This window comes from Streptomyces sp. NPDC055239 (genome assembly GCF_053606205.1).
Genome location: NZ_JBSGRD010000002.1, coordinates 1,033,151 through 1,054,143 on the forward strand (window position 1 = coordinate 1,033,151; position 20,993 = coordinate 1,054,143).

At 68.7% G+C, this 20,993-nt stretch carries 19 protein-coding genes; 13 read left to right on the top strand and 6 right to left on the bottom strand.

The features are described from left to right. Positions 1 to 166 precede the first annotated feature (166 nt). The 5 genes from ACWFRJ_RS10795 (at position 167) to ACWFRJ_RS10815 (ending at position 6,628) form a co-directional block, all read left to right on the top strand. A complete protein-coding gene (locus ACWFRJ_RS10795; RefSeq protein ID WP_453526965.1) occupies positions 167 to 958 on the top strand; it encodes a PspA/IM30 family protein in 792 nt (263 codons plus the stop codon). Positions 959 to 999: 41 nt separating this feature from the next. Continuing rightward, complete coding sequence (gene pspAA, locus ACWFRJ_RS10800; protein WP_453526968.1) at positions 1,000 to 1,278, top strand: PspA-associated protein PspAA; 279 nt, start codon at positions 1,000 to 1,002, stop codon at positions 1,276 to 1,278. A gap of 124 nt (positions 1,279 to 1,402) precedes the next feature. Continuing rightward, entirely contained in the window at positions 1,403 to 2,653 is a 1,251-nt protein-coding gene (locus tag ACWFRJ_RS10805; protein WP_453526971.1) for a sensor histidine kinase, read from the top strand. Further along, complete coding sequence (locus ACWFRJ_RS10810) at positions 2,650 to 3,330, top strand: response regulator transcription factor (protein ID WP_453526974.1); 681 nt, start codon at positions 2,650 to 2,652, stop codon at positions 3,328 to 3,330. The genes ACWFRJ_RS10805 and ACWFRJ_RS10810 overlap by 4 nt, the downstream gene beginning before the upstream one ends. A 151-nt stretch (positions 3,331 to 3,481) precedes the next feature. Beyond that, on the top strand, positions 3,482 to 6,628 hold the full coding sequence (locus ACWFRJ_RS10815) for an efflux RND transporter permease subunit (protein WP_453526977.1): 3,147 nt from the start codon (positions 3,482 to 3,484) through the stop codon (positions 6,626 to 6,628). Positions 6,629 to 6,688: 60 nt separating this feature from the next. Here the strand turns inward: ACWFRJ_RS10815 and ACWFRJ_RS10820 are convergent, their stop codons facing one another. Next, on the bottom strand, positions 6,689 to 7,888 hold the full coding sequence (locus ACWFRJ_RS10820; protein WP_453526980.1) for a multidrug effflux MFS transporter: 1,200 nt from the start codon (positions 7,886 to 7,888) through the stop codon (positions 6,689 to 6,691). Between the two features lie 64 nt (positions 7,889 to 7,952). Here ACWFRJ_RS10820 and ACWFRJ_RS10825 point away from each other — a divergent pair, with 64 nt between their 5' ends. Next, positions 7,953 to 8,495, top strand: a complete 543-nt coding sequence (locus tag ACWFRJ_RS10825) for a MarR family winged helix-turn-helix transcriptional regulator (RefSeq protein ID WP_453526983.1) — start codon at positions 7,953 to 7,955, stop codon at positions 8,493 to 8,495. A gap of 63 nt (positions 8,496 to 8,558) precedes the next feature. On the opposite strand, the gene nadA is transcribed toward ACWFRJ_RS10825, so the two are convergent. Next, positions 8,559 to 9,746, bottom strand: a complete 1,188-nt coding sequence (gene nadA, locus ACWFRJ_RS10830; RefSeq protein WP_453526986.1) for a quinolinate synthase NadA — start codon at positions 9,744 to 9,746, stop codon at positions 8,559 to 8,561. 262 nt (positions 9,747 to 10,008) lie between these two features. On the opposite strand from nadA, the gene ACWFRJ_RS10835 reads away from it, so the two are divergent. Further along, on the top strand, positions 10,009 to 10,365 hold the full coding sequence (locus ACWFRJ_RS10835) for a HesB/IscA family protein (protein WP_249590357.1): 357 nt from the start codon (positions 10,009 to 10,011) through the stop codon (positions 10,363 to 10,365). 104 nt (positions 10,366 to 10,469) lie between these two features. Here ACWFRJ_RS10835 and ACWFRJ_RS10840 read toward each other — a convergent pair whose 3' ends face one another. Together ACWFRJ_RS10840 and ACWFRJ_RS10845 are read right to left on the bottom strand one after the other, a co-directional pair. Beyond that, positions 10,470 to 11,969: a hypothetical protein gene (locus tag ACWFRJ_RS10840; protein ID WP_453526989.1), complete on the bottom strand. Its 1,500-nt coding sequence runs from the start codon at positions 11,967 to 11,969 to the stop codon at positions 10,470 to 10,472. A 170-nt stretch (positions 11,970 to 12,139) separates the two neighbouring features. Beyond that, on the bottom strand, positions 12,140 to 12,358 hold the full coding sequence (locus tag ACWFRJ_RS10845) for a hypothetical protein (RefSeq protein WP_453526992.1): 219 nt from the start codon (positions 12,356 to 12,358) through the stop codon (positions 12,140 to 12,142). Between the two features lie 135 nt (positions 12,359 to 12,493). On the opposite strand from ACWFRJ_RS10845, the gene ACWFRJ_RS10850 reads away from it, so the two are divergent. Continuing rightward, entirely contained in the window at positions 12,494 to 13,468 is a 975-nt protein-coding gene (locus ACWFRJ_RS10850) for a carbohydrate kinase family protein (protein WP_453526995.1), read from the top strand. Between the two features lie 37 nt (positions 13,469 to 13,505). On the opposite strand, the gene ACWFRJ_RS10855 is transcribed toward ACWFRJ_RS10850, so the two are convergent. Next, positions 13,506 to 14,885: an aminotransferase class V-fold PLP-dependent enzyme gene (locus ACWFRJ_RS10855; RefSeq protein ID WP_453526998.1), complete on the bottom strand. Its 1,380-nt coding sequence runs from the start codon at positions 14,883 to 14,885 to the stop codon at positions 13,506 to 13,508. A gap of 346 nt (positions 14,886 to 15,231) precedes the next feature. Here ACWFRJ_RS10855 and ctaC point away from each other — a divergent pair, with 346 nt between their 5' ends. The 4 genes from ctaC to ACWFRJ_RS10875 all read left to right on the top strand — a co-directional run bounded on the left by ctaC (position 15,232) and on the right by ACWFRJ_RS10875 (position 19,720). Next, positions 15,232 to 16,194: an aa3-type cytochrome oxidase subunit II gene (ctaC, locus tag ACWFRJ_RS10860; RefSeq protein WP_389909806.1), complete on the top strand. Its 963-nt coding sequence runs from the start codon at positions 15,232 to 15,234 to the stop codon at positions 16,192 to 16,194. Further along, positions 16,191 to 17,927, top strand: coding sequence for an aa3-type cytochrome oxidase subunit I (ctaD, locus tag ACWFRJ_RS10865; protein ID WP_389909809.1), 1,737 nt, complete (start codon positions 16,191 to 16,193; stop codon positions 17,925 to 17,927). Before ctaC ends, ctaD begins: the two co-directional genes overlap by 4 nt. After that, positions 17,924 to 18,322, top strand: coding sequence for a cytochrome c oxidase subunit 4 (locus ACWFRJ_RS10870; RefSeq protein ID WP_389909811.1), 399 nt, complete (start codon positions 17,924 to 17,926; stop codon positions 18,320 to 18,322). The genes ctaD and ACWFRJ_RS10870 overlap by 4 nt, the downstream gene beginning before the upstream one ends. Before the next feature lie 150 nt (positions 18,323 to 18,472). After that, positions 18,473 to 19,720 (top strand): Ig-like domain-containing protein, encoded by a 1,248-nt coding sequence (locus ACWFRJ_RS10875; RefSeq protein WP_453527003.1) that lies wholly within the window; start codon positions 18,473 to 18,475, stop codon positions 19,718 to 19,720. 71 nt (positions 19,721 to 19,791) lie between these two features. On the opposite strand, the gene ACWFRJ_RS10880 is transcribed toward ACWFRJ_RS10875, so the two are convergent. After that, positions 19,792 to 20,193 (bottom strand): hypothetical protein, encoded by a 402-nt coding sequence (locus tag ACWFRJ_RS10880; protein ID WP_453527006.1) that lies wholly within the window; start codon positions 20,191 to 20,193, stop codon positions 19,792 to 19,794. A 178-nt stretch (positions 20,194 to 20,371) separates the two neighbouring features. Between ACWFRJ_RS10880 and ctaE the strand changes: the two genes are divergently transcribed. Then, positions 20,372 to 20,992 (top strand): aa3-type cytochrome oxidase subunit III, encoded by a 621-nt coding sequence (gene ctaE, locus ACWFRJ_RS10885; RefSeq protein WP_160504601.1) that lies wholly within the window; start codon positions 20,372 to 20,374, stop codon positions 20,990 to 20,992. Position 20,993 lies beyond the last annotated feature (1 nt).

Consider the following 20,993-nt stretch of genomic DNA (forward strand, 5'->3'; position numbering starts at 1 on the left):
CCCGGGGGTGCACCTACTCCCTACGCCGGAGCCGGGCCGGACGCAGTCGTCCTTGGGGATGAGCGCATCCGCCCGCGAACAGTGCGGTAATGGATGCAGGGCCCGTACTGTGGGTTCTGGCAGTACCTGGAGCTGGAAGTCCGTCAGAAGGGGGCGCGCGAAGCCCATGAGCGGTGTCATGAAGCGTATGGGGATGATCTTCCGCGCGAAGGCGAACAAGGCCCTTGACCGGGCCGAGGACCCGCGCGAAACCCTCGATTACTCGTACCAGAAACAGCTTGAGCTGCTGCAGAAGGTGCGCCGCGGTGTCGCCGACGTGGCGACCTCGCGCAAGCGACTCGAGCTGCAGTTGAATCAGCTTCAGAAGCAGTCCTCCACTCTTGAGGACCAGGGCCGCAAGGCCCTCGCCCTCGGCCGTGAGGACCTGGCCCGCGAGGCGCTCTCGCGCCGTGCGGCGCTTCAGCAGCAGGTGACCGACCTGGAGACCCAGCACCAGACGCTCCAGGGCGAGGAGGAGAAGCTCACCCTCGCGGCGCAGCGACTCCAGGCCAAGGTCGACGCCTTCCGTACGAAGAAGGAGACGATCAAGGCCACGTACACCGCGGCCCAGGCGCAGACCCGGATCGGCGAGGCCTTCTCCGGCATCTCCGAGGAGATGGGCGACGTCGGCATGGCGATCCAGCGCGCCGAGGACAAGACCGCGCAGCTCCAGGCGCGGGCGGGTGCGATCGACGAGCTCCTTGCCTCCGGTGCTCTCGACGACTCCTCCGGGCTCGCCAAGGACGACATCCAGTCCGAGCTGGATCGCCTCTCCGGTGGTACTGATGTAGAGCTGGAACTGCAGCGGATGAAGGCCGAGCTCGCGGGCGGGTCGACGCCGAAGCAGGCCATCGAGCCGGGTCAGGGACAGCCCCAGACCCAGCAGCCGCAGGACACCCCGCGCTTCGACAAGCAGTAGTAGCCCTACGCAGTACACCGCTCACGTCCGAGGAGGGCGACATGATCGTACGGATCATGGGGGAGGGGCAGGTGAAGCTGGCCGACAGCCACTTCACCGAACTGAACAAGCTGGACGACGAGTTGCTCGCCGAGATGGAGAGCGGCGACGAGTCCGGCTTTCGCCGAACGCTCGGCGCGTTGCTGAACAAGGTCCGGGAGCTGGGCGAGCCCCTCCCGGACGACGCCCTCGAACCCTCCGAGCTGATCCTCCCGGGCCCGGACGCGACGCTGGACGAGGTCCGGGAGATGCTGAGCGACGACGGCCTGATCCCGGGTTGACGCGGGGCAATCGGGTGGGTGGGCGGGAAAGATCCGGCGCGAAGCGCCGGGACAGGATCCTGCAGCAGGGCCGAGCGGCCAGACCCGGTCCCAGCAGCCCGCAGGGCCCCGTACCGTTCAAGGCGTGAGCACTCTCGTGCGAGGCCGATGCTGGGCCGAGGCGCACCCCCTGGCCGTGGACGCCGCCCTCGCGGCAGCCGTCCTCGTATGCATGGTCACCGGTTCCTTCGTCGAGCCGTACGGCCACGACGGCGGCCCCAGCTGGGGCGCCCGCACCCCGAGCGCGCTCAGCCTCGTCCTGATGGTGCTCGGCGCCGTCGCGCTGATCTTCCGCCGCCGCGCCCCCTGGGTCGTGCTCGCCACGACCTGCGGTTTCACCGTCGTCGACCTGGTCACCGGCGAGTTCCGCGGCGGCGTCGTCATGAGCGCGGTCATCGCGCTCTTCACCGTCGCCGCCCGCACCAACCGCCCCACCACCTGGCGCGTCGGCCTGATCACCATGACCGGGCTCACCGGAGTCGCGATGCTGGCGGGCCCGCTGCCCTGGTACGCCCAGGAGAACCTCGGCATCTTCGCCTGGACCGGGATGGCCGCCGCCGCCGGTGACGCCGTCCGCAGCCGCCGCGCCTTCGTGGACGCCATACGCGAGCGCGCCGAACGCGCGGAACGCACCCGCGAGGAGGAGGCAAGGCGCCGCGTCGCCGAGGAGCGGCTGCGCATCGCCCGCGATCTGCACGACGTGGTGGCCCACCACATCGCCCTCGTCAACGTGCAGGCCGGGGTCGCGGCGCACGTCATGGACAAGCGGCCCGACCAGGCCAAGGAAGCCCTCTCCCACGTACGGGACGCCAGCCGCTCCGCCCTCAACGAACTGCGCGCCACCGTCGGCCTGTTGCGGCAGACCGGCGACCCCGAAGCGCCCACCGAACCCGCCCCCGGCCTGGCCCGCCTCGACGACCTCGTCGAGACCTTCCGTCACGCGGGCCTCCCCGTGGAGGTGACCAGCGGCGACGCGGCCACGAACCTGCCCGCCGGAGTCGACCTGGCCGCCTACCGCATCATCCAGGAGGCCCTCACGAACGTGCAGAAGCACGCGGGGACGGGCGCCAAGGCGGAGGTCAGCATCATCCGCGTAGGGCCGAACGTCGAGGTCACGATCCTGGACGACGGAACAGGAGACAAGGGCGAGGAAGGCAGGAAGGAAGACGGGGAGAGCGACGGCGGCGGGCACGGGCTCATCGGCATGCGCGAGCGCGTCAGCGCCCTGGGCGGCCGCTGCACCGTCGGACCCCGCTACGGCGGCGGATTCCGCGTCCATGCGATCCTGCCCGTCACGGCAAAGCCGGTCACCCCGGCAGAGGGAGGGACCGCGTGACGATCCGGGTGCTGCTGGCCGACGATCAGGCCCTGCTGCGCAGCGCGTTCAAGGTGCTCGTCAACTCCGAGCCCGACATGGAGGTCGTCGCCGAGGCGTCGGACGGCGCGGAGGCCGTCGAGCTCGCCAGGACCCGGGCCGCCGACGTCGTCCTGATGGACATCCGCATGCCCGGCATGGACGGCCTCGCCGCCACCCGCCTGATCAGCGCCGACCCCGCCCTGGCCCACGTACGGGTGGTCATGCTGACGACCTTCGAGGTCGACGAGTACGTGGTGCAGTCGCTGCGCGCCGGCGCCTCCGGCTTCCTCGGCAAGGGCGCGGAGCCGGACGAACTGCTCGGCGCGATCCGGATCGTGGCCGCGGGCGACGCCCTCCTCTCCCCGGTGGCGACGAAGGGCCTGATCGCCAAGTTCCTCGCGCAGGGCGACGGTTCGGACGACGACGGCGGGGTGCGCGGCGAGCGCCTCGACGCGCTCACCGGGCGTGAGCGCGAGGTCCTCGTCCAGGTCGCGGGCGGCCACTCGAACGACGAGATCGCCGAGCGCCTCGAGGTCAGCCCGCTCACCGTGAAGACCCACGTGAACCGCGCGATGGCGAAGCTGGGCGCCCGCGACCGGGCACAACTCGTCGTCATCGCCTACGAATCGGGCCTGGTACGTCCAAGGGTGGAGTGATCGCGGGTGCGACGTACTGCGCCCGCAGTATGCGTCACATAAGAACGGGTCCTCGGAGTGACGATTCCTGCCCTGGACATGGCAGATCGTGTAGGGGGCACCGGCCAGCCGGTGCCCCTTCCTGCGTAGTACGCCACAGAGAGAGACCACCATGTCCTGGCTGTCCCGCTTCAGCCTCGCCCAACGGGCCCTGATCGGGCTGATATCCATCATCGCGCTTGTCTTCGGCGCGATCGCGATCCCTCAGCTCAAGCAGCAGCTGCTGCCCTCCATCGAACTGCCGATGGTGTCCGTCCTCGCCCCGTACCAGGGTGCGTCCCCCGATGTGGTCGAAAAGCAGGTCGTCGAACCCCTCGAGTCCTCGATCGACGCGGTCGACGGCATCACCGGCATCACCTCCACGGCGAGCGAGGGCAACGCCGTGATCATGGCCCAGTTCGACTACGGCAGCGGCTCCAAGCAGCTCGTCGCCGATGTCCAGCAGGCCGTGAACCGCGCCGGGGCCGAGCTCCCCGACGACGTCGACCCGCAGGTCGTCGCGGGCTCCACGGACGACATCCCGACCGTGGTCCTCTCCGTCACCTCCGACAAGGACCAGCAGGCGCTCTCCGACCGGCTCGACCGCACGGTCGTGCCCGCTCTGAAGGACATCGACGGCGTCGCCCAGGTCACCGTCGACGGCGTACGCGACCTCCAGGTCGACGTCACCCCCGACGACAAGAAGCTGGCCAAGGCGGGCCTGACCCCGGCCGCGCTCGGCCAGGCGCTCCAGGCCGGCGGCGCCACGCTCCCCGCGGGCTCCTTCGACGAGGACGGCAAGAACCGCACCGTCCAGGTCGGCGGCGGCTACACCTCCCTGAAGCAGATCCAGTACCTGATGGTCACCCCGGAGGCCAAGCCGGGGGAGCGGCCGGGCAAGCCGGTGCGCCTCGACGAGGTCGCCACCGTCAAGCAGCAGCCGTCGGACGCCACGTCCATCACGCGCACGAACGGCAAGCCCAGCCTCGCCCTCTCGATCACGATGGACCAGGACGGCAGCGCCGTCGCCATCTCCGACGAGGTCAAGGACAAGCTGCCCGACCTGCGCAAGGACCTGGGCGCCGGATCGGACCTGACGGTCGCCAGCGACCAGGGCCCGGCGGTCTCCAAGTCCATCGACGGTCTCACCACCGAGGGCGCGCTCGGCCTGGTCTTCGCCGTCCTGGTCATCCTGGTCTTCCTGGCGTCGATCCGCTCGACGCTGGTCACCGCGGTCTCCATCCCGCTCTCGGTCGTCCTCGCCCTGGTCGTGCTCTGGACGAGGGACCTCTCCCTCAACATGCTCACGCTCGGCGCGCTGACCATCGCCATCGGCCGCGTCGTCGACGACTCGATCGTGGTCCTCGAGAACATCAAGCGCCACCTCGGATACGGCGAGGAGCGCGAGGCCGCGATCCTCACGGCGGTCAAGGAGGTCGCGGGCGCGGTCACGTCCTCGACGCTGACCACGGTCGCGGTCTTCCTGCCCATCGGCCTGGTCGGCGGCATGGTCGGCGAGCTCTTCGGCTCGTTCTCGCTGACGGTCACGGCGGCGCTCCTGGCGTCCCTGCTCGTCTCGCTGACGGTCGTGCCGGTCCTCTCGTACTGGTTCCTGCGTCCCCCCAAGGACGTGCGCGGCGCCGACCCGGAGGAGGCCCGCCGCAAGGCCGAGGAGAAGGAGGAGAAGAGCAGGCTCCAGCGCTTCTACGTCCCTGTCCTGCGGTTCGCGACGCGGCGCCGTCTCACCAGCCTCGCCATCGCCCTCGTGATCCTCGTGGGTACGTTCGGCATGGCACCGCTCCTGAAGACCAACTTCTTCGACCAGGGCGAGCAGGAAGTCCTGACCATCAAGCAGGAGTTGAAGCCGGGCACCAGCCTCGCGGCGTCCGACGCCTCGGCCAAGAAGGTCGAGAAGATGCTTGACGGCCTGGACGAGATCAAGGACTACCAGGTCACGGTCGGCTCTTCCGGCTTCATGGCGGCGTTCGGCGGCAGCACGGACACCAACCAGGCGTCCTACACCCTGACGCTCAAGGACAAGTCGTCGTACGACACGACGCAGGACAAGGTCGAGGAGGAGCTCGGCAAGCTCTCCGGCATCGGGCAGACGTCCATCTCGGCCGGTGACGGCTTCGGCAGCCAGGACCTGAGCGTGGTCGTGAAGGCCGCCGACGGTGACGTGCTGCGCAAGGCGTCCGAAGAGGTGCGTGACGAGGTCGCGAAGATCGACGACGTCACGGACGTGCAGAGCGACCTGTCGCAGAGCATCCCGCGCATCTCGGTCAAGGCCAACTCCAAGGCGGCGGCGGCCGGGTTCAACGACACCACCCTCGGCCAGGCCGTCGCCCAGACGGTCCGCGGCACCGAGAGCGGCAAGGCGACCCTGGACGACACCGAGCGCGACGTCGTGGTGAAGTCGGCGCAGCCCGCGAAGACGCTCGCCCAGCTGCGCGAGCTGAACCTCGGCTCCGTGAAGCTCGGTGACATCGCCTCGGTCAAGCTGGTCGACGGGCCCGTCTCGATGACCCGCATCGACGGTGCGCGCGCCGCGACGATCACCGCGAAGCCGACCGGCGAGAACACGGGCGCGGTCAGCGCCGACCTCACCAAGAAGCTCGACGCGCTGAACCTGCCGGACGGCGTGACGGCGTCCATCGGCGGCGTCTCCGAGGACCAGGACGAGGCGTTCGCCTCGCTGGGCCTCGCGATGCTCGCGGCGATCGCGATCGTCTTCATGCTGCTCGTGGCGACGTTCCGCTCGCTCGTCCAGCCGCTGATCCTGCTGGTCTCGATCCCGTTCGCGGCGACGGGTGCGATCGGTCTCCTGATCGCCACCGACACCCCGATGGGTGTCCCCGCGATGATCGGCATGCTGATGCTGATCGGCATCGTGGTGACGAACGCGATCGTCCTGATCGACCTGATCAACCAGTACCGCAGGCAGGGCCACGGCGTGGTCGAGGCGGTCATCGAGGGCGGCCGTCACCGTCTCCGTCCGATCCTGATGACGGCCCTGGCGACCATCTTCGCCCTGCTCCCGATGGCCCTCGGCGTCACGGGCCAGGGCGGCTTCATCGCCCAGCCGCTCGCGGTGGTGGTCATCGGCGGCCTGATCACGTCGACGCTCCTGACCCTCCTCCTCGTACCGACGCTGTACGCGATGGTGGAACTCCGCAAGGAACGTCGCCGCGCGAAGCGCGAGGCGAAGCGGGTCAAGAAGACCGGCGTCTCGCCGCAGGCCGACGCCGAGTCGGACGACGTGGAACCGGCTCAGGTCTGACCCTGCGGGCCGGTGGGGGCTGGTCGCGCAGTTCCCCGCGCCCCTACGGGGCCCGGTCTCTCAGCTGACGGGGTGCTCCTCAAACAGAGGGGCACCCCGTCCTCGTACGCCCAGCGCAAGAGCGAGAACCGCAGCCCCGCTGCAAAGAGTCATCCCCAGGAACAGCGGCACCGCGGTGTCGTCGCCGCCGAGCCCCACCAGCGGCGCGACCACCGCGCCCAACGCGCTCTGCGCTGTCCCGAGCAGGGCGGACCCCACCCCGGACGCGTAGGGAACGCGCGCGAGGGCGAGCGCCGCCGCGTTGGCCACGACGAGCCCGAGCCCGCCGCAGACCAGGGCCATCAGCGCCAGGCACACCACGATTCCCAACAGCCCCGCCAGGGTGAGGGCGAGCAGCAGGGACGTACCGGTGAGCATCGCGAGCAGCCCGCTCCGCAGCAGCGCATCGGGAGAGACCCGCCCCACGAGGCGGGCCCCCACCGCACTGGACAGCGTCGCGACCACGGCCCCGCCGGAGAAGGCGACGGACGAGGTTCCCACCCCCATCCCCAGCACGTTCTGCAGCAGGAACGGCGACCCGGCGATGTAGCAGAAGAGCATCCCGAACCCGAAGGTGAAGGCGAGCGTGTACCCCACGTACGCCCGGTCGCCCACGACCTCACGGACCGAGGACACCACCTGCCGCACCCCGCCCTCGTGCCGCCGCTCCTTCGGCAGACTCTCCGGTACGCCGACCAGCACCGCCAGGGTCACCAGGAGCGACACCCCGGCGAGCACCCAGAACACGCCCCGCCACCCCGCGGCCCCGATCACCGCGCCCCCGGCCAGCGGGGCGATGATCGGCGCGATCCCGGCCAGCGTCATGAGGATCCCGAAGAGGCGTGCAGCGGCGGCCCCCCGCAGCCGGTCCGCGACCACGGCCCGGCTGATCACGACCCCCGCCGCCCCGCTGAACCCGGCCACGAACCGCAGCGCGACCAGCCACCCGAGAGAGGGCGCCACGGCGCACAGCGCGGTACCCACGGTGGACGCGGCCGCCCCCGCGAGCAGCGGCCCCCGTCTGCCGTACCGGTCGGAGAGCGGCCCGAACACGAGATGTCCGAGCGTCATCCCGACCAGGAACGCGGTCAGCGTGAGCTGCACCCCGGAGGCGTCGGTGTGCAGTTCGCCGGCCATCCGTGGAAAGGCCGGGAGGTACATGTCGGTGGAGAGCGGACCTATGAACGAGAGCAGCGCGAGCGCGGCGGTGAGCAAGGGCATGACAGAGGAACCCCCGGCAAAATAGAGATAGTTATATATCTATAGGTGACGCTAGCATGGGAGCGTGACCGAGCAGAGGAATGCGCAGAACGACGGGCAGAGGGACGCGGGACGGGGTGCGGAGAGGCGCGCGGAGAGCGTCGATGAGGCCGACCGCAGGCTCCTCCGGCACGCCAGGGAGCTGACCCCCGCGCTGTACGCGCTCTCGCGGGTCCTGCGCTTCCAGGGCATGGAGGAGGCGGGGCTGTGGCGGCTGCCGCCGTCGGAGCTGGAGCTGATGCGCTACGTCCACGCGGAACCGGGTGTGACGGTGGGCGTCCTGGCCCGTGAACTCGGCCTGCACGCCAGCAATGTGAGCGCCACGGTCCGCGGTCTGGTCAACGCGGGACACCTGGAGCGCGAGAAGGACCCGAACGACGGCCGGGTGGTGCGCCTGAAGCCGACCCTCAAGGCGGAGCAGGGCATGGCCCTGATCGAGAACGCCTGGGCGGAGATCTTCGCCGACGCGCTCGCCACGCTCTCCGAGGAGCAGATGACGGCGCTGATCGCGTCCGTACCGGCGCTGGAGGCGCTGGGCGGTGCGCTCAAGGAGCGTAGAACGCGGTAAGGGGCACCCGCAATAGCGGGCGCCCCTTACGCGCGGGACCTACGAGATCAAGGCAGGGCAGGGCTACGGAAGCGTGAGCATCCGCTCGAGCGCCAGCTTCGCGAACTGCTCGGTCTCGCGGTCGACCTCGATCTGGTTGACCAGCTTGCCCTCGGCGAGGGACTCCAGCGTCCAGACCAGGTGCGGCAGGTCGATCCGGTTCATGGTCGAGCAGAAGCAGACCGTCTTGTCGAGGAAGACGATCTCCTTGTCGTCCGCGGCGAAACGGTTCGCCAGGCGGCGTACGAGATTCAGTTCGGTCCCGATCGCCCACTTGGAACCGGCGGGAGCCGCCTCCAGGGTCTGGATGATGTGCTCCGTGGAGCCCACGTAGTCCGCCGCGGCCACGACCTCGTGCTTGCACTCGGGGTGCACCAGGACGTTGACGCCGGGAATGCGCGCGCGCACGTCCTCCACGGACTCCAGCGAGAAGCGCCCGTGCACCGAGCAGTGTCCGCGCCACAGGATCATCTTCGCGTCCCGCAGCTGCTCGACGGTCAGGCCGCCGTTCGGCTTGTGCGGGTTGTAGAGGACGCAGTCCTCCAGCGTGAGGCCCATGTCCCGGACCGCGGTGTTGCGGCCGAGGTGCTGGTCGGGCAGGAAGAGGATCTTCTCGCCCTGCTCGAAGGCCCACTCAAGGGCCCGCTTGGCGTTGGACGAGGTGCAGATCGTCCCGCCGTGCTTGCCGGTGAAGGCCTTGATATCGGCCGAGGAGTTCATGTACGAGACGGGCACGACCTGCTCGGCCACTCCGGCCTCGGTCAGTACGTCCCAGCACTCCGCGACCTGCTCGGCGGTGGCCATGTCGGCCATCGAGCAGCCGGCGGCCAGGTCGGGAAGGACGACCTTCTGGTCGTCGGTGGTCAGGATGTCCGCGGACTCGGCCATGAAGTGCACACCGCAGAAGACGATGTACTCGGCCTCCGGCTTGGCGGCAGCGTCCTTGGCCAGCTTGAAGGAGTCGCCGGTGACATCCGCGAACTGGATGACCTCGTCGCGCTGGTAGTGGTGGCCGAGCACGAAGACCTTGTCGCCGAGCTTCTCCTTGGCGGCGCGGGCGCGCTCCACGAGGCCGGGGTCGGAGGGCGACGGCAGATCGCCGGGGCACTCGACGCCGCGCTCACTCCTGGGGTCGGCCTCGCGGCCGAGCAGCAGCAGGGCGAGCGGCGTCGGCTGGACGTCGAGATCCACGGGGGACTGGGCGGTGGTCACGAGACACGCACCCTTTCTTCTCTGCAGACGACTTTTCGTCTAATTGACGTTATCTATCATAACCGCTTCACGTCAGTTTGACGATGGCCATAGTGTCGATGTGACGCGTTCGCCTTCGACGGGCCGCTGCCCCTCGCGACGGCATGTGCGAGCATGAAGGGACAGACAGTCGAGAGAACAGCACTTGGCCGGGAATGAATCCGCGGCCCTGACGGTTGCAACCGTCGGCAAGCAGTCTCCGTACAACCCGGGAGAGAAGCAGATGTCCGTATCGGACGAGACCACCACCGTGAGCGACGGCATCCTCCTGTCCGACGCCGCCGCGGGCAAGGTCAAGGGCCTTCTTGAGCAGGAGGGCCGGGACGACCTGGCGCTGCGCGTCGCCGTTCAGCCCGGCGGTTGCTCGGGCCTTCGCTACCAGTTGTTCTTCGACGAGCGCTCGCTCGACGGCGACGTGGTCAAGGACTTCGACGGCGTGAAGGTCGTCACCGACCGGATGAGCGCTCCTTACCTCGGCGGCGCCTCCATCGACTTCGTCGACACCATCGAGAAGCAGGGCTTCACGATCGACAACCCGAACGCCACGGGCTCCTGCGCCTGCGGCGACTCGTTCAGCTAGATCTGCCAGATCTGCACAGATAGATCTGCACAGACGAAAGGCGGCCCCCGGAGAACTTCGGGGGCCGCCTTCGTACGTATACGTACTACGGGTCCGCGTGGGTGCTACTTGCGCGGCACCGTCCCGCCGCCGTCCGCGTCCACGACCTTGCGGTCGCCGAGCGCCTTGTCCAGGGTCACGGTCTGCGTGAACTCCTTGGCCATCATGATGCAGACCTCGCCCTTCTTGCGGGTCTCGGTCACCTTCACGCGCACGCTGTCCTTGCCCTCGTCGGCCGACGCCGAGTACTTACTGCAGGCGCCGCCCCAGAAGTGCACCGTCAGGGACTTGCCGTCCGCGCGGTAGGACTCCACGTGCAGGGTCGGGTCCTTGGGGTCCTTCTGGCCCGCGCCCGGCTCATCGCTCGGCTTCGAGGTGGGCGTGGGGTCGGACGGCGGTGTGCTCGGCGAGGTGATGAACTTCGGCTCCACCGCCGGATGCGTCACCGTGAAGGTGTCCTTCACGCCCTGCGGCTTCACGTCGAACAGCCAGGAGGGCACGAGCGTCTGGCGCCCGTCCACGAAGTGCGTCGCGAGTCCGAACGTGGCGCCCTTCACCGTGACCGGCTGCGGCTTCGGAGGCGCGGACGAGGGCTCGCACGGAGCCTGCTTCTTGCCTTCCTTGCCCGACGCGTCCTCGGGCATGGCCGTGGCGCAGCCGCCGACACCGACGCGATCATCGCCGCCGCCCGACTCGTTGAGCTGCTTCAGCGTCTCGGCGGCGCTGATCACCGGGTACGTCGCGCCCTTCTCCGGCGCCTTCAACTGGCCGCTGCCGCCGACCACTTGGCCGTCCGAGCCGACCTGGATGCCGGTCGACCAGCCGTACGTCGGGAGTCCGCCCACCTTCGGGTCGGCGTTCACCACCCGTACGCCGCCCATGAGTTGGCCCGCGTCCAGCTTCGCGTCGTCCTGGCCCGCGGCCTTCAGGACCGGGGCCGCCGCCTTCTTCGCCGCGTCCGCGCCGACCGGGTCACCCGCGCCGTTCGGGGCGGTGGACGTCTCCGAACAGCGCTTGCCCTTCGCGCAGTTGTCGCTGCCACCGGTGGCGTACCGCGAGAAGGTCCAGGTGCCCGGCGCCTGCTTGCTCACCTGGAGCGAGGGTCCTGAGCCGTCCTTGGCGGGGCCGATCTTCCAGGCGCCGCCCTCTGAGGCGGGCTTTCCCTTGACGCCGAGTGCTTTCGCGAGATCGGTGACCTGGTCCTCGGCGACGGTGCCCCGCGCGTGGTACACGGCCGCCGATTCGGGGCCGCCGGGCAGCTTGCCCTCGGCGCGGTAGGTGGCGCCGCTCGGGTCGGGCTCTCCAGGGGCGATGCCCTCGGTGCCGCCTTCGGTGCCGCCCTTCTGCCGGTCGCCGTCCGTGTGCCCGTCGAGGGCGAGTGGCGGTGGCGCGCCGCCGCCGGCGGGAGAACTGCCGTTGCCGCCGCTGCCGCCTGAGGCGGTCGCGGCGAAGTAGGCGCCGCCGCCACCGACGAGCAGCACCGTGGCCGCCACCGACGCGACGGCGAGGCGGGAACGCCGCCGGTGCTGCTCGGCCGCGTCATGGTCGGATCGCTCGGTGCTCACCGCATCGCTCCTTTGACTGCACTGCTGTCCCTGGAGGCCCGCGTGTGGGCCTCGTTCGTATTCCGCGTCCCCTTTACGGGGGACAGCGGTGGGACGCAGCGGGGGAGCGCACGGTTCCCTCGGTATGCGCCGAGGGGCGTCGCCTCAGTCGCCGTATCCGGTCGCCGTACTCAGTCGCCGTACTCGGACATGCCGTCGATCAGTCGCGCGGACGCGGGCGGGACGCTGATGCCGTGGATCAGCGCGGGCGACACCGGGGCGGTCGCGGCGGACGCGGGGGACACCCAGTGCGGGGCCATGCGGGCGCAGTCGCCGCGCAACGTCTCCAGGGACTCGGAGGGCAGCTCGACGGGACGCGCGCGGACGACATGCTTCGAGATAACGGCCATAACCGCACCGTACGCATCGCAGACCTCGCGAAAAAAGACCTACTAACGGGTAGTTTGGCCTCTTCAGCGGGGGTGCACCGACCCGGTAGCGTGAAGTGTCAACCCCTCGCCTCTCCTCCACAGGAGCATGCCGTCGTGCGTATCGCAGTCACCGGCTCCATCGCCACCGACCACCTGATGACCTTCCCCGGCCGCTTCGCCGACCAACTGGTCGCGGATCAGCTGCACACGGTTTCTCTCTCTTTCCTGGTCGACGCCCTAGACGTACGCAGGGGAGGTGTCGCCGCCAACATCTGCTTCGGCATGGGCCAGCTCGGCTCCGACCCGATCCTGGTCGGCGCCGCGGGCTCCGACTTCGGCGAGTACCGCGCCTGGCTCGACCGGCACGGCGTGGACACGGCATCGGTCCGCATCTCCGAGACGCTGCACACGGCCCGCTTCGTGTGCACCACGGACGCCGACCACAACCAGATCGGCTCGTTCTACACGGGCGCGATGAGCGAGGCCCGCCTCATCGAACTGAAGACCGTGGCCGACCGCGTGAGCGGCCTCGACCTGGTTCTCATCGGTGCGGACGACCCCGAGGCGATGATGCGCCACACCGAGGAGTGCCGGGCGCGCGCGATCCCCTTCGCCGCGGACTTCTCCCAGCAGATCGCGCGCATGGAGGGCGAGGAGATCCGTACGCTCCTCGACGGCGCCACGTACCTCTTCTCGAACGAGTACGAGAAGGGGCTCATCGAGTCCAAGACCGGCTGGACCGACGCCGAGATCCTCTCGAAGGTCGGCCACCGCGTGACGACCCTCGGCTCGCGCGGCGTACGCATCGAGTCCGTCGGCCAGGACCCGATCGAGGTCGGCACCCCCGAGGAAGACGCGAAGGTCGAGCCGACCGGCGTCGGCGACGCCTTCCGCGCGGGCTTCCTCTCGGGCCTCGCCTGGGGCGTCTCCCACGAGCGCGCGGCGCAGGTCGGCTGCATGCTCGCCACCCTGGTCATCGAGACCGTCGGCACGCAGGAGTACGAGCTGCAGCGCAGCAACTTCATGGACCGCTTCACCAAGGCGTACGGCCATGCGGCGGCGTCCGAGGTCAAGGGCCACCTGGTCTAGTTCGCAGACCCGGATCCCCGGGCCCCACCCGGCCCGGTCAGGAGCTCCGGCGGACCACATAGGCGCAGCCGTGGTCCGCCGGCTCCTCGCCCACGTACTCCTGCCCCCGCATCTCGCACCACGCCGGGATGTCGAGCCGCGCCGCCTCGTCGTCCGCGAGGACCGTGACCGTGCCGCCCACCGGGACGTCCCCGATGACCTTCGCGAGCTCGATGACGGGGAGCGGGCAGCGCTTGCCGAGCGCGTCCACGACGAGCGAAGCGGACTCCGCACGCGCCACCGGCGCCACCGGCGCGCCCAGTTGTTCACGTACCGAGGCCACCACGCCCGGCAGCACCTCCAGGAAACGCTCCACGTCCGCCTCCTGGGTCCCCCGTGGGAGTGAAACGCGGACGTTGCCCTCGCTCAGTACGCCCATCGCCTTCAGGACGTGGCTCGGGGTCAGCGTCGAGCTGGTGCAGGAGGAGCCGGACGAGACCGAGAAGCCGGCCCGGTCCAATTCGTGCAGCACGGTCTCGCCGTCGACATAGAGACACGAGAACGTCACCAGGTGGGGCAGGCGCCGCACCGGGTCGCCCACCACCTCCACGTCCGACACGAGCCCCGGCACCCGCGCCCGGATCCGCTCCGTCAACTCCCGCAGCCTGGCGCCCTCCTCGGCGGCCTCGGCCTGTACGGCACGGAGCGAGGCCGCCGCCGCGACCACCGCCGGAATGTTCTCGAAGCCGGGTGCACGCCCCGACTCCCGCTCGTCGGCGGGGCCCTGCGCGGCGAACCGCACCCCCTTGCGCACGACGAGCAGCCCGGCTCCCGCGGGCCCACCCCACTTGTGGGCGCTCGCGGCGAGCAGCGACCACTCCCCGTCCACCCTGCCCCACGGCAGCGACTGCGCCGCGTCCACGAGGAGCGGCACCCCGGCGGCGCGACACGCCGAGGCGACCTCGGTCACCGGCTGCTCGGTGCCCACCTCGTGGTTGGCGGACTGGAGGCAGGCGAGGGCCGTGTCGGGGCGCAGACCGGCGGCGTACGCGACCGGGGACACCGCGCCCGACCGGTCCACCGGGATCTCCGTCACCGTCCCCCCGTCGGCTTCGAGGGCCGCCGCCGCATGGAGCACCGAAGAGTGTTCGACCGCGGACGCCACCAGATGCCGCCCGACACGCCGACGCCCGGCGAGGGCCCCGGCGATCCCGGAGTGCACGGCCCGCGTACCCGAAGAGGTGAAGGAGAGCTCGTCGGGGCGGCACCCGACCGCCTCCGCGGCGGCCTCCCGCGCGGCGTCGAGCAGCATCCTGGCCCGCCGCCCCTCGCGGTAGAGCCGCGCCGGATCGGCCCACCCCTCATCGAGCGAGGCCTGCAGCGCCTGCCGGGCCACGGGGTGGAGGGGAGCGGAGGAGGCGACATCGAAGTAGGACACGGCCCAACGCTAGAACGTCAGCCCTAGGAAGCACCCCGGGGGAGCGCCCCGAAGGGGCGCGAGGAACGGCGCGACAAGCCGCAGCGAACCCGCAGCCGCGCATCAACAGGCCGCCCCGAGCCATCGGGCGGCCAGACCCCCCGTCAGAAAGCAGCCGCAGGCCCCGCTTAACACCCTTCGGAGTGACCCGCGGCGCGTTAGGCACCCTCCCCGCGCGACCCCAAATAGCGTCCAGTAAGGTTTGGCCCGCATAAACATCCAAACCCCTGCCCGCCGCAGGGCGGCGACCGACGACCGAGAAGGCCGCACCCGACCGCGCGGGCCGAGACTCTCGGGAAGGCGCTACGTGAGTCCCAACGGCTCCGACCGCTCGTCGCGGCGCCCGATGCGGCGGAAGCTGCCGCAGGTGCTGACTGCGGGCCTGATCCTTGCGACCGCTACCGGTTGCACCTACAAGGATTTCCCCCGCCTTGGAATGCCGACCCCGGTAACGGAAGAGGCACCTCGGATCCTCTCCCTCTGGCAGGGCTCGTGGGCGGCAGCGCTCATCACGGGCGTGCTGGTGTGGGGGCTGATCATCTGGAGTGTCATCTTCCACCGGCGCAGCCGCACCAAGGTGGAGGTACCTCCGCAGACGCGTTACAACATGCCCATCGAGGCGCTCTACACGGTGGTCCCCCTCATCATCGTCTCGGTGCTCTTCTACTTCACGGCACGTGATGAGTCGAAGCTCCTCCATCTCGACGCGAAGCCTGCCCACACGGTCAACGTGGTCGGCTATCAGTGGAGCTGGGGCTTCAACTACATCGAGGACGTGAAGGGTTCCGACAAGGACGACGCGAAGTCGGCCAAGGAGCTGGAGGCCATCCCGGACAAGTTCCGCGATGCGTTCCCGTCCAACGCCGGCGGTGTCTACGACGTCGGTACGCCCGGCCAGCGGAACCCGCAGAACAACAACCCCGGTCCGACCCTCTGGCTCCCCAAGGGCGAGAAGGTCCGGTTCGTACTGACTTCGCGTGACGTCATCCACTCCTTCTGGGTGGTGCCGTTCCTCATGAAGCAGGACGTCATCCCGGGCCACACGAACGCCTTCGAGGTGACTCCCAACCGGGAGGGCACCTTCATGGGCAAGTGCGCCGAGCTCTGCGGTGTCGACCACTCCCGGATGCTCTTCAACGTCAAGGTCGTTTCCCCCGAGCGCTACCAGAAGCACCTCGAGGACCTGGCGAAGAAGAACCAGACCGGTTACATCCCGGCCGGCATCGAGCAGACGAAGCACGAGAAGAACCGGGAGACGAACAACCTGTGAGCATCCTCAACGAACCTCAGGGTGCCTCGGCAGCGGAAGACTCGTCCGAGAACGAGCTGCCGGTACGGCGCGCACAGCCGGGCGCTGTGGTCATCAAGTGGCTGACCACCACTGACCACAAGACGATCGGCACGCTCTACCTGGTCACGTCGTTCGCGTTCTTCTGCATCGGCGGAGTGATGGCGCTCTTCATGCGCGCCGAACTCGCTCGCCCCGGCTCGCAGCTCATGTCGAACGAGCAGTTCAACCAGGCGTTCACGATGCACGGCACGATCATGCTGCTGATGTTCGCGACGCCGCTGTTCGCCGGATTCGCGAACTGGATCATGCCGCTGCAGATCGGCGCGCCCGACGTGGCGTTCCCGCGGCTGAACATGTTCGCGTACTGGCTGTACCTCTTCGGCTCGCTCATCGCGGTGGCCGGCTTCCTCACCCCGCAGGGTGCGGCCGACTTCGGCTGGTTCGCCTACTCCCCGCTGTCGGACGCCGTCCGCTCGCCGGGCATCGGCGCCGACATGTGGATCATGGGTCTGGCCTTCTCCGGCTTCGGCACGATCCTCGGCTCGGTCAACTTCATCACCACGATCATCTGCATGCGTGCTCCTGGCATGACGATGTTCCGGATGCCGATCTTCGTGTGGAACGTCCTGCTGACCGCCGTACTGGTCCTGCTGGCCTTCCCGGTCCTGGCCGCCGCGCTGTTCGCCCTGGAGGCGGACCGTAAATTCGGTGCCCATGTGTTCGACGCGTCCAACGGCGGCGCGCTGCTATGGCAACACCTCTTCTGGTTCTTCGGCCATCCAGAGGTGTACATCATCGCTCTACCATTCTTCGGAATCATTTCCGAAGTGATCCCGGTCTTCTCCCGGAAGCCGATGTTCGGCTACATGGGCCTGATCGGCGCGACGATCGCCATCGCGGGTCTCTCCGTGACCGTGTGGGCGCACCACATGTACGTCACCGGTGGCGTGCTCCTACCGTTCTTCTCCTTCATGACGTTCTTGATCGCCGTGCCAACGGGCGTGAAGTTCTTCAACTGGATCGGAACGATGTGGAAGGGCTCACTGAGTTTCGAGACACCGATGCTCTGGGCCGTCGGCTTCCTGATCACCTTCACCTTCGGTGGTCTGACCGGCGTCATCCTGGCCTCGCCGCCGATGGACTTCCACGTCTCCGACTCGTACTTCGTGGTCGCGCACTTCCACTACGTCGTCTTCGGCACCGTGGTCTTCGCGATGTTCTCCGGCTTCCACTTCTGGTGGCCGAAGATGACCGGCAAGATGCTGGACGAGAAGCTCGGCAAGATCACCTTCTGGACGCTGTTCATCGGCTTCCACGGCACGTTCCTGGTGCAGCACTGGCTGGGTGCCGAGGGCATGCCGCGTCGTTACGCGGACTACCTCGCGGCCGACGGTTTCACCGCGCTGAACACGATCTCGACGATCTCCTCGTTCCTGCTCGGTCTGTCGATCCTGCCGTTCTTCTACAACATCTGGAAGACCGCCAAGTACGGCAAGAAGGTCGAGGTCGACGACCCGTGGGGCTACGGCCGTTCGCTCGAATGGGCGACGTCCTGCCCGCCGCCGCGGCACAACTTCCTCACCCTGCCGCGGATCCGTTCCGAATCCCCGGCGTTCGACCTGCATCACCCTGAGATCGCGGCTCTCGACCAGCTCGAGAACAGCGGCCACGGTGACAAGGCGCTCGCGGGCGGCAAGGAGGCCGGCAAGTGAAGGTCCAAGGCAAGATGTTCATCTGGCTGAGCGTCTTCGTGCTCGTCATGGCGATCGTCTATGGCGTGTGGTCGAAGGAGCCGGCCGGTACGACCGCGCTGTTCCTGGCTTTCGGTCTGTGCATCATGATCGGCTACTACCTGGCCTTCACGGCCCGGCGTGTCGACGCTGCCGCACAGGACAACAAGGAGGCCGACGTAGCGGACGAGGCCGGCGAGGTGGGCTTCTTCAGCCCGCACAGCTGGCAGCCGCTCTCGCTGGCCATCGGTGGCGCGCTCGCCTTCATGGGCGTCGTCTTCGGCTGGTGGCTGCTGTACTTCTCGGCCCCCATCCTGATGATCGGCCTCTTCGGCTGGGTCTTCGAGTACTACCGGGGCGAGAACCAGACTCAGTGAGTCTGTGATTCACCGCACCACTGCTCCACCGCTTCACCGAGGGGCCCGGATACTCCGTCAGGAGCATCCGGGCCCCTCGTGTGTGGGGTCCTCACCCTCGGACGGGTCACTCGGCGCGCCGAGGCCGGTGAACCTTCATACCGTGTGTTCATGAACCACTCACCGCGAATCCGTACGGTACTGAGCTGCACCATGCTGGTGGCCGCCCTCGGGGTGGGAACCACTGCCTGTGGTGCCTCCGACAGCCATCCGCTCTCGGCGAAGCCGTACGACGCGGCGGGCCAGATCGCCTTCAACGGGCCTGTGGGCAGCCAGAAGGCGGATCCGGACAAGCCCCTGGAGGTCACGTCCCAGGGCGACGAGGGGCGCATCACCGATGTGACGGCCACCGACGAGATGGGCCGTTACGTGGCCGGTGAACTCTCCGCCGACGGCGCCCGTTGGCACAGCACCACGCCCCTCGCGGCGGGCGAGCACTACACGGTGCGGGTCAGCGCCGAGGACGAGGAAGGTTCGCCGGGCCGCAAGGTCATGACGTTCGACACGAACGCCCCGCAGAAGAAGAAGCGCCTCGACGTCACCTTCGGCCCCGACTCGGGCAAGTACGGCGTCGGGCAGCCGGTCACGGCCAAGCTCAGCGCCAAGGTGAAGAACAAGAAGGCCAGGGCGATCGTGGAGCGCGCCCTGAAGGTCGAGACGATGCCCGCCACGGACGGCGCCTGGCACTGGGTGGACAGCAAGACGCTGCACTACCGGCCCAAGGAGTACTGGCCCGCGGGCGCGAAGATCAACGTACGGAGCAACCTCGAAGGCATCAAGGTCCGCGAGAAGCTCTGGGGCGGCGACGCCAAGCCCCTGAAGCTGACCATCGGCGACCGCGTCGAGGCCGTGACGGACGCCGGTTCGCACTACATGACGGTCTATCGCAACGGCGAGGAGATCAACTCCATGCCGGTGACGACCGGTAAGCCCGGCTACTCCACGCGCAACGGCGTCAAGGTGGTGCTCGGCAAGGAGTACTCCGTACGCATGACCAGTGCCAGCATCGGCGCATCGGACTTCTACGACAAGATGGTCTACTACGCGACGCGGGTCACCGACTCGGGTGAGTACGTGCACGCCGCTCCCTGGTCGGTCGGCTCGCAGGGGTACGCGAACACGAGCCACGGCTGCACCGGCATGAGCACCGACGACGCCGCCTGGTTCTACGAGACCGTCCGGCAGGGTGACATCGTGAAGGTCGTCAACAGCGCCGGAGCGGACATGGATCCGTTCGGCAACGGCCTGGGCGACTGGAACGTGGGCTGGAAGGACTGGCGGGACGGCAGCGCCCTGTTGGGCGGCGTCAAGAAGGGCCCCACGGCGGTCGACGCGGCCCGGCTGCGGCCGCAGGTCTAGCGGCCTGCGCGGAGCGGCGCGGAACAGCACAGGAGGCCCCACACCGAGGTGTGGGGCCTCCTGTCGTGCCGTCAGGCCTGGATGGCGAGCCTGTCGCGCAGCAGAGCGGCCAGAGAGCCCGCGAACTCGACGGGATCGACCGGAAGGGTCACCGCCGCCTCCGCGCGGCTCCAGGTGGCCAGCCAGGCGTCCTGCGGGCGTCCCATGAGCAGGAGCACGGGCGGGCACTGGAAGATCTCGTCCTTGAGCTGACGGCAGACTCCCATGCCGCCGACGGGCGTCGCCTCGCCGTCCAGGACGCAGACGTCGACTCCGCCCCGGTCGAGTTCCTTCAGCACGGCGGGCAGTGTCGCGCACTCGATGAACTCGACCGCGGGAACGTCCGTCGCCGGCCTGCGTCCGGTGGCCAACCGGACCTGCTCGCGGGTGCTCGCGTTGTCGCTGTAGACCAGCACCGTGGCGGTCGGCTGCATTGTTCCTCCGCTTCGTTGAGGGCATTCGGCCGGGGACCGATGCGCGGATGCTACTCCTCCGGACACCCCGTCAACAGCGGTTCGGACAGCCCTTCGATGGGCCATACGGGCAGGACACACCCCTCAGACACTCCGAACGGCACCCCCCGGGGTGAGGGCGGGATAAGCGACCGACATAATGTCGGTCGTGGCGACAGCAACGACAGTAGATACCGGGCACGCGCACCCGCCGGTCAATCGGCCGAACCTCACCAGCGTCGGAACCATCATTTGGCTGAGTTCCGAGCTGATGTTCTTCGCGGCCCTCTTCGCGATGTACTTCACCCTGCGATCGGTGACAGGACCTGAGCACTGGAAGGAAATGGCGTCCGCGCTGAACTTCCCGTTCTCGGCGACGAACACCACGATCCTGGTGCTCTCCTCCCTCACTTGCCAGCTAGGCGTGTTCGCCGCTGAGCGTGGTGACGTGAAGAAGCTCCGGATGTGGTTCATCGTCACCTTCATCATGGGTGCGGTCTTTATTGGTGGTCAGGTGTACGAGTACACCGAGCTGGTCAAGCACGAGGGCCTCTCGCTCTCGTCAGACCCGTACGGCTCGGTCTTCTACCTGACCACCGGCTTCCATGGCATGCACGTGACAGGCGGGCTCATCGCCTTCCTGTTGGTCCTCGGCAGGACGTATGCGGCCAAGAGGTTCACCCATGAGCAGGCGACCGCAGCCATCGTCGTGTCCTACTACTGGCACTTCGTCGATGTTGTCTGGATCGGTCTCTTTGCCACGATCTACATGATCAAGTAAA

Excerpts from the sequence above, each read along its gene's own strand:
- pspAA (WP_453526968.1), top strand. The coding sequence starts at position 1,000 with ATGATCGTACGGATCATGGGGGAGGGGCAGGTGAAGCTGGCCGACAGC.
- ACWFRJ_RS10880 (WP_453527006.1), bottom strand. The coding sequence starts at position 20,193 with ATGCAGCCGACCGCCACGGTGCTGGTCTACAGCGACAACGCGAGCACC.
- ACWFRJ_RS10815 (WP_453526977.1), top strand. The coding sequence starts at position 3,482 with ATGTCCTGGCTGTCCCGCTTCAGCCTCGCCCAACGGGCCCTGATCGGG.
- ACWFRJ_RS10820 (WP_453526980.1), bottom strand. The coding sequence starts at position 7,888 with ATGCCCTTGCTCACCGCCGCGCTCGCGCTGCTCTCGTTCATAGGTCCG.
- ACWFRJ_RS10835 (WP_249590357.1), top strand. The coding sequence starts at position 10,009 with ATGTCCGTATCGGACGAGACCACCACCGTGAGCGACGGCATCCTCCTG.
- ctaE (WP_160504601.1), top strand. The coding sequence starts at position 20,372 with ATGTCGGTCGTGGCGACAGCAACGACAGTAGATACCGGGCACGCGCAC.
- ACWFRJ_RS10875 (WP_453527003.1), top strand. The coding sequence starts at position 18,473 with ATGAACCACTCACCGCGAATCCGTACGGTACTGAGCTGCACCATGCTG.
- ACWFRJ_RS10845 (WP_453526992.1), bottom strand. The coding sequence starts at position 12,358 with ATGGCCGTTATCTCGAAGCATGTCGTCCGCGCGCGTCCCGTCGAGCTG.
- ACWFRJ_RS10795 (WP_453526965.1), top strand. The coding sequence starts at position 167 with ATGAGCGGTGTCATGAAGCGTATGGGGATGATCTTCCGCGCGAAGGCG.